This is a genomic window from Streptomyces sp. NPDC046859 (genome assembly GCF_040645135.1).
Classification (GTDB): domain Bacteria; phylum Actinomycetota; class Actinomycetes; order Streptomycetales; family Streptomycetaceae; genus Streptomyces.
Genome location: NZ_JBEYXR010000008.1, coordinates 272251 through 286155, shown reverse-complemented (window position 1 = coordinate 286155; position 13905 = coordinate 272251). Strand labels below are relative to the sequence as shown.

The following is a 13905-nucleotide window of genomic DNA, read 5'->3' as shown; positions in this document are numbered from 1 at the left end:
TCACAGGAGGAATGATTCGATCCGCTCTGCGCGGTGTTCGCTTTTCGGGCCAAGTGGACAGTGTTAGCGATGTCGCCGTACCCGTCCACGAGGAGACCGCGTGACCGTCCGCACCTCCACGCCCGACCTCTCGCCCAGCAACCCCGACTGGTGGCGCCAGGCCGTCATCTACCAGGTGTACCCGCGCAGCTTCGCCGACGGCGACGGCGACGGGCTCGGGGACCTGAAGGGCGTCGCCCAGCGCCTCGGGCACATCGCCGCCCTCGGCGCCGACGCCCTGTGGCTGAGCCCCTTCTACCCGTCCGAGCTGGCCGACGGCGGCTACGACGTCGCCGACTACCGGGACGTCGACCCGCGCCTGGGCACCCTGGACGACTTCGACGTCCTCGTCGCCGAGGCCCACCGCCTCAGCCTGAAGGTCATCGTCGACCTGGTCCCCAACCACACCTCGCACCAGCACGTCTGGTTCCAGGAGGCCCTGCGCGCCGGACCGGGTTCGGCCGCCCGCGAACGCTACGTCTTCCGCGACGGACGCGGCGCGCACGGCGAACTGCCGCCCACCGACTGGCAGTCCGTGTTCGGCGGCAGCGCCTGGCAGCGGGTGCCCGACGGGCAGTGGTACCTGCACCTGTTCACCCCTCAGCAGCCGGACCTCAACTGGGAGAACGAGGAGGTCCGCGCCGACTTCCGGACCACCTTGCGGTTCTGGTCCGACCGGGGCGTCGACGGTTTCCGCGTCGACGTCGCCCACGCCCTCGCCAAGGACCTGGACGAACCGCTGCGCGACCTCGGCACGCCCCAGCTGAGCCGCGAGGACGCGCTCCCCGACCTGCCGCCCGGCAGCCACCCCTTCTACGACCGCGACGAGGTCCACGAGATCTACCGCGACTGGCGCAAGATCCTCGACTCCTACCGCCCGCCCCGCATGGCGGTCGCCGAGGCCTGGGTGAACCCGAGCGCCCGCCGCGCCCTGTACGCCCGCCCGGACGAGCTCGGCCAGGCGTTCAACTTCGAGTACCTCCAGGCCGGCTGGGACGCCGAGGAGCTGCGCCGGATCATCACCGACTCGCTGGCCACCGCCCGCTCGGCCGGCGCGTCGGCCACCTGGGTGCTGTCCAACCACGACGTCGTCCGGCACACCTCCCGGCTGATGCTGCCGCCCGGCACCGACGACAACGCCTGGCTGCTGTCCGGTGGGCACGCCCCCGAGGTCGACGAGGCGGCCGGCCTGCGCCGCGCCCGCGCCGCCACTCTGCTCATGCTGGCGCTGCCCGGTTCGTCGTACCTCTACCAGGGCGAGGAGCTCGGGCTGCCCGAGGTGGCCGACCTGCCCGTCGAAGTCCTCCAGGACCCGGTGTGGGAGCAGACCGGACGGGTGCGCAAGGGCCGCGACGGCTGCCGGGTGCCGCTGCCGTGGACGACGACCGGCCCCTCGTACGGCTTCGGCGCGGGCGGGGCCTGGCTGCCGCAGCCGCAGTGCTTCGCCGCCTACGCCGTCGAGGCCCAGGACGGGGTGGAGGACTCGACCCTGGAGCTGTACCGCCGGGCCCTGCGGCTGCGCCGCAAGCTCCTGGACGGCGAGGAGCTGCGGTGGCTCCCGGACGCCCCGGCCGGGGTGCTGCACTTCGCGCGCTCCGACGGCTGGCGCTGCGTCGCCAACCTCTCCGCCGAGGCAATCGACCTGCCGCCGGGGGAGGTGCTGCTCACCAGCGCCCCGCTGGAGTCGGGCCGGCTCGCCCCGGACACGACGGCCTGGCTCGTGTAGGAGCGCCCGCCGCGCCCGGACGGGTGGTAGCTGTCGTCCCTCCGGCCCCGTCCGGCCGCCGAGCGCGGGCCGGGCGGGGCCCCGGCCACGAGAATCGCGGGCGAGGGCGGGGTACCGCCGAGGTATGTGAGGAGCTCCCCCGACGATGAGCAGGACCTGGAAGACGACGATCCTCGGCGCGCTGGCCGCCGCCGGCGCGCTGCTCGCGTCCGGCCCGCCCGGCACGGCGCAGGCGGCCGGCGGCTCGCCCGACCCCGTGGGCCACGAACTGTGGGCGAGCGCCACCATCGAGCCCAGCCACGCGGGCATCGTCCACGTCGGCGGCTACGAGGGCGCGCCCCTCGGGGCGGGCAGCGTGCTCACGCTGACGGCACCGGCCGGCACACGGGTGACGGGTGTGCCGTTCACCGACATCGGCTACCGGGGCGCGGTGGCCGCCGGGGGCCACAGCGCCTCGTACGCCTTCGAGGGGGCGGCCGCCGCCGGCGCCTGGCACGGCCGTACGTTCCCCTTCGTGCTGACGGTGTCCCCGGACGCCGAACCCGGCACCCGGCTCCCGGACTGCACGCTGGACCTGCGGGACGCCAAGGGGACCGTCCACCAGCGCGGCGGCTGCGCCGTGACGGTCGGCCTGCCCGCCCCCACCCTGTCCCGCCCCGACTCCGGCGTGGCACTGGTCGGCTCGCCCGAGACCTCCGGCATCGCCTACCCGGGCGCCCAGGTCACCGTGCTGGACGCGCTGGAGCAGGAGGTCTGCTCGGCCACCGCCGCGCCGGACGGCACCTGGTCGTGCGTGCCGGGCGTCGCCCTGCCCGCCGGGCCGGGCCGCCTCCAGGCCACGGCCACGCTGAACGGGGTCTCCGCGACCAGCGAGCAGATCGACATCATGGTCGCCGGCTGACGGCGCCGGCTCCCGGACGTCCGTGCGGGGCATCGCTCAGTAGCGCACCGCCCGCGCCACCTCCGCGCGCACCTGGCCGCTGAGGTCGCGGGTGCTGCGAGCGGTGCCCTTGCCCGTCGCGCCCGCCGGCACGTCGGACACGGTCACCACCGCCGCGTCCAGCAGCTTGCCGTCCTCGTCCTCGAAGTCGACCTGCACGGCGAAGGACTTCGTCGAACCGGTGGTGTTCTTCACCGTGATCTCGGCCTTCGCACGGCCGTCGGCGTCCGTCGTGGTGTCGCCCACCCGTACGGCGTCCTTGGCGTCCACCCCGCCCTTGATCTCGTCCAGCGCGCGGCCCGCCTCCGCGGTCGCCGAGGCGACCGCGGACGCCGCCTTGCTGGCCACCGAGGAGGGGGTGCCGTCGTCCGAGCACGAGGTGAGGGTCACGGCGGTGAGCGCGGCGGCCGTCAGCAGGACGGCGGTCCGCGTCCGCGGGGTGCGGGGAGAGTGCATGACGACTCCTGGGGATTCCGTCGGTTCCTCAAGTGAAGGGCGGGACGGGTCCGCCCGCACCCCGGCCGTCACCCGATCGGCCCGTGCCCCCTGGTGGGCGGCCCGGGGCGCCCGGATCGTCGTACCGACCGCAGCACCCGTTCGACGACCGATCGCGGACACCGCGAGAAGTGGGGTACGGCAGCCATGACCCAGCAGCAGCAGCCATCGCAGGCGCACGCCACCGACGCGGCCCACAGCTCCACCGGTCTGTCCGCGCCCCGGACGGCACGGCCCGCCCCGGCGGCCGGGACCGGCCGCGCGTCCGACTGGTTCACCGGCGGGCTGGTCTTCGCCGGTGTGCTGATGCTGGTCGACGGCGTGCTCGCCATCCTGCAGGGCATCTCCGCCCTCGCCGCCGACGACGTCTACACCCAGGTCGGCCAGTACGTCTTCGAGGCGAACCTCACGACCTGGGGCTGGGTCCTGCTCGCCCTCGGCGTGGTCGCCGTGTGCGTGGGCTACGGCATCCTGAAGGGCGCCTGGTGGGCCCGGATCACCGGAATCTTCCTGGCGTCGCTCGGCATGGTCGCCCACTTCCTGTTCCTGCCGTACGCGCCGGTCTGGTCGGTGATCATGGTGGCCGTGGACTTCTTCGTGGTCCTGGCCCTGGCCCTCGCCCCGGACCCCTCCTGACCTGCGGGGGGTCAGCGGTGGCCGATGCCACCGCCTCCGAAGGACCCGCTGTGGCCCGGATCCCAGCGCCTGCGGTGCTGGTCCTCGCTGCGCCTGCTGCTCGCGGCATGCAGCTCGTGCGGCAGGAGACGGGTCGCGTCCTGCGCGTGCGGCACCTCGTCGGGCTCACGCACCTCACGGATCTCGTGGACGGCACCGGTCTCGGGGAGGCGCGTCTGTTCCTCGGGGGTGGGCCGCGGAGACTCCTTGTCGCGGACCCGCATGCCGAACTGCACCGCCCACACCAGTGCGCCGGAGATGAAAATCCCACCTGCCAGAGCGGCGATCCAGCGCAGGACCTCGGTCCCGGTGGCCGCCAGTTCAAGCGTCGCCGTATCCATGCCTCAATTATCACCAAAACGGGCGAATGGGCTACGGCTGGGAGGAATCACCCTCTGCCGGTCCCTCCGCCGCCGCGCCCAGCTCCGTGAACAACGTCAGCTGCAGGGCACCCGGTGCCTCGAGGCGGGAGTTCAGGGAGTTCCACGGCGTCCGGGTCGGCTCGGCCAGCACCTCGGCGCCGGCCGCGGCGAGCCGGGCGGTGACCGCCGGGGAGTCGTCCACCTGGAAGGCGACCCGGACGTGTCCGGCGACCCGCCGGCCCACCTCGACCTCGTCGATGTACTCGGCGTGGTGCGGGTCGGTCAGCTCCAGGGTGGCCCGGCCCGCGTCCAGGATGGTGACCCGGCCGTCCGGGGACGAGAACGCCGCCTGCTCGGGCAGGCCGAGCACGTCCCGGTAGAAGCGCAGCGCCTCGTCGTAGTCGTCGGCCGTGACCACGAGCCGGAGTTCACGCACCCGGCCGGGCTGCTCGGCGGGGGTCTCGGGCATGGCGTTCTCCTTCGTCGGCGGACGTGACCGGTCAACCTCCGGGTGCGGCAAGGGAATTCCCGGCGCCCGCCGCCTGCCGCCCGGCCGGGTGCGGGTGGACCGGGTTCCAGGAGACCCCCTCCCGCGCGGCTTTGCCATCTCTTTACAACCCGGCCGGGGGCCGCGTCGTCTCTCCGCTCGACCCGTCACCACCCGCCCGACGTTCCGCCGGGCGAACGACGAAAGAGAGCGACCCGATGCGCCGAACCGTGTTCAGTGCCCTGGCCCTCACCTGCACCGCCCTGCTGGCGAGCGCCGCCCCGGCCCTCGCCGACAGCTCCACCCCCAGCCCGGCGCCGACCCGCGCGTCGGAGGACGCCTCGCCGGTGCCCTCGACCCGCCCCGCGGACGAGGCGGCCTCCCCCGTGCCCTCCACCGCCGAACCGACCCGGGCACCGTCCGCGGTGCCGGCGGAGCGCGGCCAGGTCGCCGTCCGCCCGTCCGGAGCGCCCGACACGGGCGTGGCCGGCACGTCGTCCGGGACCGCCACCGGCGGCCTGGTCGGAGGCGGCGCGGCCGCGGTGCTCCTCGCCGGAGGCGCGGCGACGTTCGTCGTCCGGCGCCGGCGGACGCACGGCGCATGACGCCGCTGTCCCGGCGCGCGTTCGGCACGGCCGCGCTCGCCTCGGTCCTGGTGGGGTGCGGCGGCGGGGCCCCGGAGCCCGCGAGCGCGCCCGCCCGCCGGACGCGGGGCACCCGGCAGACCGGCGACCGGTCCGCCGACGCGACCGCGAACCCCGCACGCGCCCTGGGGCGTTCGGCCCCCGTCCGGCTGCGCATCCCCGCCATCGACGTCGACACCCCGCTGATCCGGCTGGGGCTGGAGCAGGACGGCACCGTCGAGGTGCCGCCCATCACGGCCCACGACCGCGCGGGCTGGTACCGGCACTCGCCCACCCCCGGTGAGGTCGGCCCGTCGGTCGTCCTCGGCCATGTCACCGTGGGCGGCTACGGCGACGGCGTCTTCCGCGACCTCGTGCGGCTGCGCACGGGGGACCGGATCGAGGCGCGCCGGGCGGACGGCAGCACCGCGCGGTTCACCGTCAGCTCCGTCCGCACCGTCGCCAAGGCCAGGTTCCCCGCCGACGACGTCTACGGGGACGTCGACCGGCCCGAGTTGCGGCTGATCACCTGCGGCGGGCCCAAGGAGGGACAGGAGTACCGCGACAACGTGATCGTGTTCGCGGTGCTGAGCTCCACGTCCCCCTGACCCGGCGCGGCGGGACACCGGTACGGACGCGCAACGCGCGCGGCCGTACCGGCATCCTCCCCCGTGACACCCCGGCCACCGGACCAGGTCGCCGGCCCGACCATGGAGAGCGTTGAAACGGTCCCGAGACGAGGCGGCGTCCGAGTTGTTCGCCGCCCTCTACCCCCGTCTGGCCGGCTGGTGCCGCCGGCTGGTCGACGACGACGAGACGGCGCACGAGATCGCGTCGGAGTCCTTCACACGGCTCTGGGCCCGCTGGAGCCGGGTGGAGGAGCCGCGTGGCTTCCTCTACGTCACCGCGGCCAACCTGGTCCGCGACCACTGGCGCAAGCTGGAGCGGGAACGCCGGGCCGTGCGCCGCGCGACCACCGAGGCGGCCGTCGCCCCGCACCCCGAACAGGCCGACCCCTCGGTCCGGCTGCTGGTGCAGTCCCTGCCGGAACGGCTGCGCATCCCCCTTCTCCTCCACTACTACGCTGACATGCCGATCCGGGAGGTGTCCGTGCTGACCGGGCGCAAGGAAGGAACCGTCAAGGCCGACCTGCACGCGGCCCGCGAACTGCTCCGCGTCCACCTGAGGAGAAGCCTTGACCACTCGCATTGACGGCGACGAACCGGACGGCCGCGCCCTGGCCGACGACGACCCGCTGGTCGTGGTCCTGCGCCCGCCGTCCGAGCACCTGGCCCCGCCGCCCGGCCGCTACGAGGCGATCCGCCGCCGCGCGTCCCGCCGGCGCCTGGCGCGTACGGCCGCCGGGGTGGGCGTCACCTGTGCCGTGGCGCTCCTGGCCGCACTGCCGTTCACCTCGCAGCGCCCGGACCCGCCGACGGCCCCGGCCCCGCCGCTCGCGCCCCCCACGAGCGGCCGCACGGCACCGGCGACCCCGGTACCGGAGCCGGTGCCGACCCCCAGCACGGAGCCGTCCGCGAGGCGCACCCCGTCCTCGCCCCCGGCGCGGACGGACCCCTCCGTGCCCACCGAGGGCACCCGCGACCGGGCGACGCCCGCACCGGAGGACGAGGAGACGGCCCGGCGCACGGCGGAGACGACGGCCTCGCCGTCGGCGCGCGGGGCGGTGCCGTCGAGGGCGCCCACCCGCGAGGCGTCCGAGGGCCGGTAGGGCGGGAGCCGGTGACCCCTCGTGGGCCGCGCGGTCGGGATCGGGCCGGCCGCAGGGGGTGGGACGGACGGAGGGCCGCCCGCGCGGAGTACCGTGCGGCGAGAACGACCGGCGGACCCCCGCCCCGCCCGGAAGGACCGGAAGCTGAACGCCTCGCTCGCGGAGACGTTGTCCGTGGCCCTGCTCGTGCTCGTGCTGGCCGGTGCCGTCGTCCGTCCCTTCGGACTGCCCGAGGCGGTGACCGCCGTGCCGGCCGCGGCACTGGTCGTCGCCACCGGCGCCCTCTCCCCCGCCCACGCGCTGGACGAGGCCGAGCGCCTCGGCCCGGTCATCGGGTTCCTCGCGGCCGTGCTGGTCCTCGCCCAGCTCTGCGACGACGAGGGGCTGTTCCAGGCGTGCGGGGCGTGGATGGCGCGGACGGCGGCGGGCCGGCCGCGCCGGCTGCTGGGCCAGGTGTTCCTGGCCGCGTCCGTGATCACGGCCGTGCTCAGCCTGGACGCCACCGTCGTCCTGCTCACCCCGGTCGTGTTCGCCACCGCGGCCCGGCTCGGCGCCCGGCCCAAACCGCACGTCTACGCCTGCACCCACCTGTCCAACACGGCGTCCCTGCTGCTGCCCGTGTCCAACCTGACCAACCTGCTGGCGTTCGCGGCCAGCGGGCTGACCTTCACCCGGTTCGCCGCGTTGATGGCGCTGCCGTGGCTGGCCGCCATCGCCGTCGAGTACGCCGTCTTCCGGCGCTTCTTCGCCACCGACCTGGACGCCGGCGCACAGGCCCCGTCCGGCGGCGACGCCCCCGAAGTGCCGCTGTTCGCCCTGGTGACGGTGGCCTGCACACTGGCCGGGTTCGTGGTGACCTCCGCCGTCGGCGTCGACCCGGCCTGGGCGGCCCTGGCGGGCGCGGCCGTCCTCGCCGTGCGGGCCCTCCTGCGGCGCCGCACCACCGCGAAGGCGCTGCTGAGTGCCGCGTCCGTGCCGTTCCTCGCGTTCGTCCTGGCCCTCGGGATCGTCGTCCGCGCGGTCGTGGACAACGGGCTCGACACCGCCCTCGGGCGCCTCGTCCCCGACGGCACCGGCCTGGCCGCGCTGTTCGGCATCGCGGCGCTGGCCGCCGTCCTCGCCAACGTCATCAACAACCTGCCCGCCGTCCTGGTCCTGCTGCCGCTGACCACCGGGTCCGGGCCGGGCGCCGTCCTCGCGGTGCTGCTCGGCGTGAACATCGGGCCGAACCTGACCTACGCGGGGTCTCTGGCCACCCTGCTGTGGCGGCGTATCGTGCACGCCCACGACACCGAGGTACGGCTGGGCGAGTTCACCCGGCTCGGCCTGTACGCCGTACCCGCGAGCCTGTGCGCCGCCGTGGTGGCACTGTGGGCCTCACTGGCCGTGATCGGAGGAGGCTGAAGCCGATGGCCGTGGTCGTCTGGATCGTCGAGGGCACCTGGCCGGCCTGCGTGGACGCCGCGCGCCGGCACGCCCCCGAGGACGCCGAGATCGTCCTGCTGCACGTCACCGGGGACGACGTGGCCGACGCCGCGCACGGCGCGTTCGCCGGGCTGCTGGGCCGGGGGCACCGCGAACGCGACCCCGGCACCCGGGTCGAGCACCTCGCCGCCGCCTCCGCCGATAGCCTCCTCGGCGCCGCCGCCGAACGGCTGGGCCGGCCCTGCGCCCGCACGGAGCGCACCGGCCGCGTCGAACGCGAGGTCGTCGCCGCGGCGGACGGCGCCGACCTGCTCGTCCTGGCCCGCGACGGCGACCGCGCCCGGCTCGGCCCGCACAGCCTCGGCCCCGCCAGCCGCTTCGTCGTCGACCACGCCCCGTGCCCGCTGCTGCTGGTCTGGCCCGAACCGGCACCGGACCTCACGACCCTGCCGGGCCCACCGCATCACGGCTGAGCCGTCACCGGCTCCTCGACGTCAGAGCCCGAACTCCTGCGGCGACAGGTTGAGCACCCCGCACGCCTCCCGCAGCACCTGCTCCTCGGCCGGGGCCACATAGCCGTCCGCGCCCGCGACGACGAAGCCCGTCTGGACGACGGCGCGGGCCTCGGTGGGCTTCTTCGCGGCCTTGGCGATCTCCTGGAGCGCGTCCGCCTTGCCCTGCGGGAAGTTGGCCGCCATCTGGTCGACGTGCTTGTTGAAGCGCTGGCGCAGCTGCTCCGACGGGAAGTTCTGCAGGACGTCGTTGTTCAGGATCAGCGACTCCACGTGCTGCCGCTCGGCCGGGTCGACATGCCCGTCGGCGGCGGCCACCAGCGCGCACATGGCCATGCTCGCGTCCCGGTAGGCGCCGCTCTTCAACTCCGTCTTGAGCGAGGTGAGCTGGGACTTCAGCGTGCTCACCAGCTGGGCCTTCGAGCCCCCGGACCCGGAGCCCGGCCGCCCGTGCCCACCGGAGCCGCGGCCCTGGGCCTGCTGCTGCAACCCCTTGGCCTGGTCCTTGATCCGGTCCCACATCGCCATGCGTGCCACCTCGGCTTCGTATCCGTCTGCTCGGTCGTCCGCGCGCTCCCGCACGTCACGAGGAGAACTCCCGCCGCTCCCGCGGAGTTCCGCACGGGCCGTCACTCCACCCGGTGACCGCGGTGACGCGGTTCACAGGCGTACGGCGATCAGTTCCGCCGTGCACGCCGGTCCGGACAGCGACAGGAAGAACCACCTGAACGGACGGGACGACATGAGCGCACCGGTGAAGGGCCCCGCCTCCTACTTCCCCGCGATCGAGAAGAAGTACGGCCGTCCGGTCGCGTACTGGAAGGACCTCATCCGCACCGCGCCGCTGACCCGGCACAGGGAACTGGTCGGCTGGCTGAAGACCGAACACGGCCTCGGGCACGGGCACGCCAGCGCGCTCGTCGCCCACACCCGGGCCGAGCGGTCCGGCCACTGAGCTCAGGCCCCTGCGGGGCCCGGCGCCCCGGGTGCCCGGAAGGACACCTGGCGGCGTACGGCCTCGTCGACCTCGTCCAGGCCGAGCAGGGGAGTGGCCCGGGTGTGCAGGGCGCCGCTCGCCTTGACCGCCAGGCTGACGGCGGCCATCGCGACCGGGTCGGGGAAGTCGACGATCAGGACGATGTCGTGCTCGCCGAAGGCGAAGTACACCGCCTCGACCGTCCCGCCGAGCCCGGACACGACCTGCTCCACCGCGGCGCGGCGCCCGCTCGCACCCTCCCTCAGCAGCCCCTGGGTGCCCTCGGCCGTGTAGGTGGCCTGGATGAGGAACTTCGGCATCGGACACTCCTGACCTGCTCGCCGCCACTGCGCTTCGGCCGAGGGCCTTCCCGTCCCGCCGCGGGCCCAGCCGCCGGCGCGTTCGCATTCACCCGATGGGCCCCGGAAAACTCGGCCGACTCGCATACAACCCTTGGGCCCGGCTGAACGTCTCCTCAGAGTCGACCCTTCGTAAAGCCATGGCCAAGGCCAGGCGGACGAGCCGGTCGCACCCCGTCCGCGATGCCCCGCCGGGCATCCGCACGCCGCAGGAGAACCCGCATGCACCACGCCTACGCGTCCGCGCACCCGCGCCGGCACGCCGGTCCACACCGTGCCCCCGGGACGGCCGCGCGGACCGGCCGCCCGGCCGTTGCGCGCGGCACCGCCCGCCGCACCCCGGCCTCCGGAAGCCCGCGCCCGCGCGCCCTCCTCGCCGCCTGACCCACGCCCGGCCACCGGCCGCCCGCCCTCCCCGCCGACCACACCCCGCCCACGCGGGGGCGGCTGAGGGAGACGGACGGTCACCCCCGCGGCGGACCCCACGTCCCGCACCGAGTCGCGGGAGTCCCGCCGCCCGCCGGGCCCGTCCCCCCCGTCCCCACGGGCCCGGCCCCGACCCGCCTCCCAGGAGCACCCACCTTGCGCAAGCGCCCCCTCCTCCTCGTCGCCACCCTCACCACCGGCCTCCTCACCGCGCTGCCCGCGGCCGGCGCCTCGGCCGCGCCCTCCAAACTGGCCGGTGACTTCAACGGCGACGGCTACCGCGACGTCGCCGTGTCCGCCCAGTGCGCCCAGGTCGGTTCCGAGTCCTGCGCGGGCGCCGTCATCGTGTTGTACGGCTCCTCCTCGGGCCTCTCCGCGAGCCGCAAGGCCGTGCTCACCCAGAACTCCACCGGCGTCCCCGGCACCGCCGAGGCGGGCGACCTCTTCGGCTCCTCCCTCGCCGCCGCCGACCTCGACCGGGACGGCTACTCCGACCTCGTCGTCGGCTCCTCCGGCGAGTCCGTCGGCGACAACGAGAGCGTCGGCTCCGGCACCGTCCTGTGGGGGTCCAAGTCCGGCCTGAGCGGCGGCAAGGGCCTGCCCCAGCCGTCGGGCCTCGCCCAGTGGGGCGGCTTCTCGCGGGGCGCCGCGGCCGCCGACTTCGACGGCGACGGCGACATCGACGTCACGCTGACCGGGCAGAACCACACCCGCCTCTACCAGGGCCCGTTCACCCGCACCGGCGGCCCGCTCAGCCACCAGCGCGTCGGCGAGGTCGGCACGACGTACGACGTCATCGCCGGCGACCTGAGCGGCGACGGCGCCGCCGAACGCGTCTACCCCATGGCGGTGGACGGCGACCCCGGCGGCACGATCCTCACCTACCGCTGGACCGGCACGAGCTACAAGTTCGGCGAACTCGCCCAGGCCGACGGCATGAGCGGTTCCATCGCCGACATCGACGGCGACGGCTACGGCGACCTCGTCCTCGGCGACTCCTCCGACCCGAGCGCCGACAAGCCCGTCGGCCACAAGGGCGGCCAGATCACCGTCTGGTACGGCGGCCCGACCGGCCCCGACCCCGCCCAGAAGCCGACCGTCATCCACCAGGACTCCACGAACGTCCCCGGCTCCGGCGAGACCGGCGACTCCTTCGGCTCCGCCCTGAGCACCGGCGACATCAACGGCGACGGCTACGCCGACGTCGTCGTGGCCGCCCCCGGCGAGGACACCGACAACGCGCAGGACGCGGGCTCGGTCACCGTCCTGTTCGGCTCGGCGTCCGGGCTGAAGACGTCCGGCGCGAAGTCGTACACGCAGAACACCGCGGGCGTCCCCGGCAGCGCCGAGACCGGCGACCGCTTCGGCGCCGCCGTCGACCTCACCGACGTCACCAAGGACGGCAGGGCCGACCTCACCATCGGCGTCGGCGGCGAGAACGGCACCGGCGGCGTCTGGACCCTGCGCGGCTCCGCCACCGGCCTGACCACCAGCGGCGCCCAGGGCATCACCGCCGCCGACGTCTCCGTGAAGGGCTACTACGTCGGCTCGGTGATCGCCCAGTGACGTCCGGCTGGACGACCGCCCCGTGACGCGCCCCGCCCGCTCTCCGCTCCCGAACCCCTCCCTCACGAAAGAGGACCCGACCTTGCGCAAGCGCAGCCTCCTGCTGGCGGCGGCCCTCACCACGGGTCTGCTGACCGCGCTCCCGGCCACCACGGCCACCGCCGCCCCCTCGGGCCTGCCCGGCGACATCAACGGCGACGGCTACCGCGACACCGTCATCGGCGCGCCTCTCGCCAAGGTCGCCGGCAAGAGCAAGGCCGGCTACGTCGCCGTCGTCTACGGCAGCGCCACCGGCCCGGACACCGGCAAGCGGCAGATCATCAGCCAGGACACCGCCGGCATCCCGGGCGTCCCGGAGAGCGAGGACCACTTCGGCGACCGCGTCACCACCGGCGACCTCGACGGCGACGGCTACACCGACATCGTCGTCGGCGTGCACGGCGAACGGATCGGCTCGACCGACGACTTCGGCGTCCTCACCGTGCTCTGGGGCGGCGCGAACGGCGTCAGGTCCGGCACCGACATCGCCTCCCCGCTCCCGCGGTACCGCAACGAACTCGGCTGGTCCGTGGCCACCGGCGACTTCGACGGCGACGGGGCCACCGACCTCGCCTCGGTGAACCACGCCTCCCCGGACCTGAACATCTTCAAGGGCCCGCTGACCCGCACCGGCACGGCCGCCGCGCTCGTCGGCATCGACCCCTACGAGCAGACCGGCGTCAGCGCCGACCAGCTCACCTCCGGCGACGTCACCGGCGACGGCCGCACCGACCTGCTCGTCATGGGGCAGGAGGAGTACAGCGGCGGCTACCGCACCCGCGGCGTCCTCTACAAGGGCTCCGCCTCCGGCCTCACCCCCGGCGCCGAGGTCGCCGGCGGCTACGCGTCCGTCATCGGCGACGTCAACAAGGACGGCTACGGCGACATCGTCACCGGCAACTTCATGGAGAAGTCCGCCGACGAGCCCGACGGCGGCCACGGCGGCGCCGTCACCGTGACCTACGGCGCGGCCGGCGGCCTGAGCACCCGCACCCCGGTCCGCATCACCCAGGACACCGCGAACGTGCCGGGCGCCTCCGAGACGAACGACGCCTTCGGCTGGAGCCTGGACGCCGGCGACACCAACGGCGACGGCTACACCGACATCGCGGTCGGCGTCGCCGACGAGGACCTCGGCGGCAAGAAGGACGCCGGATCGGTCGTGGTCCTGCGCGGCTCCTCCTCCGGCCTGACCGGCACCGGCTCCAAGTCGTTCACGCAGGACACCGGCGGCGTCCCCGGCACCGCCGAGTCCTACGACTACTTCGGCCACTCCGTCCTGCTCACCGACGCGAGCAAGGACGGCCGCGCCGAGCTCGTCGCCGGCGCCCGCGGCGAGAACGACGGCGCCGGCTCCGTCTGGACGCTGCGCGGCACCGCCTCCGGCATCACCGCCACCGACGCCAAGTCCTTCGGCAGCACCGCGCTGGGCGGCCCCTCCGGCCTCGCCTACTTCGGCGACGTCCTGGCCGGCTGACCCGCCCCGCCCCCGGACCTCCGACAGGGGCCGGCCGCCTTCCGCGGCG

Annotated in this window: 18 protein-coding genes; 13 read left to right on the top strand and 5 right to left on the bottom strand. The window is 74.8% G+C overall.

Annotated elements, in window-relative coordinates; all coding sequences use genetic code 11:
- Positions 1 to 100 precede the first annotated feature (100 nt).
- Together ABZ899_RS15395 and ABZ899_RS15390 are read left to right on the top strand one after the other, a co-directional pair.
- Positions 101 to 1765, top strand: a complete 1665-nt coding sequence (locus ABZ899_RS15395; RefSeq protein WP_361345701.1) for an alpha-amylase family glycosyl hydrolase — start codon at positions 101 to 103, stop codon at positions 1763 to 1765.
- A 145-nt stretch (positions 1766 to 1910) separates the two neighbouring features.
- Positions 1911 to 2666, top strand: a complete 756-nt coding sequence (locus tag ABZ899_RS15390; RefSeq protein WP_361345699.1) for a carboxypeptidase regulatory-like domain-containing protein — start codon at positions 1911 to 1913, stop codon at positions 2664 to 2666.
- Between the two features lie 36 nt (positions 2667 to 2702).
- Here ABZ899_RS15390 and ABZ899_RS15385 read toward each other — a convergent pair whose 3' ends face one another.
- Positions 2703 to 3161 carry an FxLYD domain-containing protein gene (locus ABZ899_RS15385; RefSeq protein WP_361345697.1) on the bottom strand — a complete coding sequence of 153 codons (459 nt, stop codon included), beginning with the start codon at positions 3159 to 3161 and terminating at the stop codon, positions 2703 to 2705.
- A gap of 186 nt (positions 3162 to 3347) precedes the next feature.
- On the opposite strand from ABZ899_RS15385, the gene ABZ899_RS15380 reads away from it, so the two are divergent.
- Positions 3348 to 3836 (top strand): hypothetical protein, encoded by a 489-nt coding sequence (locus ABZ899_RS15380; protein WP_361345695.1) that lies wholly within the window; start codon positions 3348 to 3350, stop codon positions 3834 to 3836.
- An 11-nt stretch (positions 3837 to 3847) separates the two neighbouring features.
- Here the strand turns inward: ABZ899_RS15380 and ABZ899_RS15375 are convergent, their stop codons facing one another.
- Both ABZ899_RS15375 and ABZ899_RS15370 read right to left on the bottom strand, forming a co-directional pair.
- Positions 3848 to 4216 carry a DUF6479 family protein gene (locus ABZ899_RS15375; protein ID WP_361345693.1) on the bottom strand — a complete coding sequence of 123 codons (369 nt, stop codon included), beginning with the start codon at positions 4214 to 4216 and terminating at the stop codon, positions 3848 to 3850.
- A 31-nt stretch (positions 4217 to 4247) separates the two neighbouring features.
- Positions 4248 to 4706: a VOC family protein gene (locus ABZ899_RS15370; RefSeq protein ID WP_361345692.1), complete on the bottom strand. Its 459-nt coding sequence runs from the start codon at positions 4704 to 4706 to the stop codon at positions 4248 to 4250.
- Between the two features lie 236 nt (positions 4707 to 4942).
- Between ABZ899_RS15370 and ABZ899_RS15365 the strand changes: the two genes are divergently transcribed.
- The 6 genes from ABZ899_RS15365 to ABZ899_RS15340 all read left to right on the top strand — a co-directional run bounded on the left by ABZ899_RS15365 (position 4943) and on the right by ABZ899_RS15340 (position 8974).
- Positions 4943 to 5329, top strand: coding sequence for a sortase-dependent protein (locus tag ABZ899_RS15365; protein ID WP_361345690.1), 387 nt, complete (start codon positions 4943 to 4945; stop codon positions 5327 to 5329).
- Positions 5326 to 5955: a class F sortase gene (locus ABZ899_RS15360; protein WP_361345689.1), complete on the top strand. Its 630-nt coding sequence runs from the start codon at positions 5326 to 5328 to the stop codon at positions 5953 to 5955. The genes ABZ899_RS15365 and ABZ899_RS15360 overlap by 4 nt, the downstream gene beginning before the upstream one ends.
- Positions 5956 to 6067: 112 nt before the next feature.
- Positions 6068 to 6559, top strand: a complete 492-nt coding sequence (locus ABZ899_RS15355; RefSeq protein WP_361345687.1) for a sigma-70 family RNA polymerase sigma factor — start codon at positions 6068 to 6070, stop codon at positions 6557 to 6559.
- The gene (locus ABZ899_RS15350; RefSeq protein ID WP_361345685.1) at positions 6543 to 7076 is read left to right on the top strand and encodes a hypothetical protein; all 534 of its coding nucleotides are present in this window, start codon (positions 6543 to 6545) and stop codon (positions 7074 to 7076) included. Before ABZ899_RS15355 ends, ABZ899_RS15350 begins: the two co-directional genes overlap by 17 nt.
- Before the next feature lie 144 nt (positions 7077 to 7220).
- Positions 7221 to 8480: an SLC13 family permease gene (locus tag ABZ899_RS15345; RefSeq protein ID WP_361345802.1), complete on the top strand. Its 1260-nt coding sequence runs from the start codon at positions 7221 to 7223 to the stop codon at positions 8478 to 8480.
- A 5-nt stretch (positions 8481 to 8485) separates the two neighbouring features.
- Positions 8486 to 8974 carry a universal stress protein gene (locus ABZ899_RS15340; protein ID WP_361345683.1) on the top strand — a complete coding sequence of 163 codons (489 nt, stop codon included), beginning with the start codon at positions 8486 to 8488 and terminating at the stop codon, positions 8972 to 8974.
- A 21-nt stretch (positions 8975 to 8995) separates the two neighbouring features.
- On the opposite strand, the gene ABZ899_RS15335 is transcribed toward ABZ899_RS15340, so the two are convergent.
- The gene (locus tag ABZ899_RS15335) at positions 8996 to 9541 is read right to left on the bottom strand and encodes a tellurite resistance TerB family protein (RefSeq protein ID WP_361345681.1); all 546 of its coding nucleotides are present in this window, start codon (positions 9539 to 9541) and stop codon (positions 8996 to 8998) included.
- Between the two features lie 214 nt (positions 9542 to 9755).
- Here ABZ899_RS15335 and ABZ899_RS15330 point away from each other — a divergent pair, with 214 nt between their 5' ends.
- Positions 9756 to 9968, top strand: a complete 213-nt coding sequence (locus ABZ899_RS15330; RefSeq protein ID WP_361345679.1) for a DUF4287 domain-containing protein — start codon at positions 9756 to 9758, stop codon at positions 9966 to 9968.
- A gap of 2 nt (positions 9969 to 9970) precedes the next feature.
- Here ABZ899_RS15330 and ABZ899_RS15325 read toward each other — a convergent pair whose 3' ends face one another.
- On the bottom strand, positions 9971 to 10309 hold the full coding sequence (locus ABZ899_RS15325) for a GYD domain-containing protein (RefSeq protein WP_361345677.1): 339 nt from the start codon (positions 10307 to 10309) through the stop codon (positions 9971 to 9973).
- Positions 10310 to 10570: 261 nt separating this feature from the next.
- On the opposite strand from ABZ899_RS15325, the gene ABZ899_RS15320 reads away from it, so the two are divergent.
- From ABZ899_RS15320 to ABZ899_RS15310, 3 genes are all read left to right on the top strand, one after another.
- Complete coding sequence (locus ABZ899_RS15320; RefSeq protein ID WP_361345676.1) at positions 10571 to 10732, top strand: hypothetical protein; 162 nt, start codon at positions 10571 to 10573, stop codon at positions 10730 to 10732.
- 198 nt (positions 10733 to 10930) lie between these two features.
- A complete protein-coding gene (locus tag ABZ899_RS15315; protein WP_361345674.1) occupies positions 10931 to 12340 on the top strand; it encodes an FG-GAP-like repeat-containing protein in 1410 nt (469 codons plus the stop codon).
- An 82-nt stretch (positions 12341 to 12422) separates the two neighbouring features.
- On the top strand, positions 12423 to 13856 hold the full coding sequence (locus ABZ899_RS15310) for an FG-GAP and VCBS repeat-containing protein (protein WP_361345672.1): 1434 nt from the start codon (positions 12423 to 12425) through the stop codon (positions 13854 to 13856).
- Positions 13857 to 13905 lie beyond the last annotated feature (49 nt).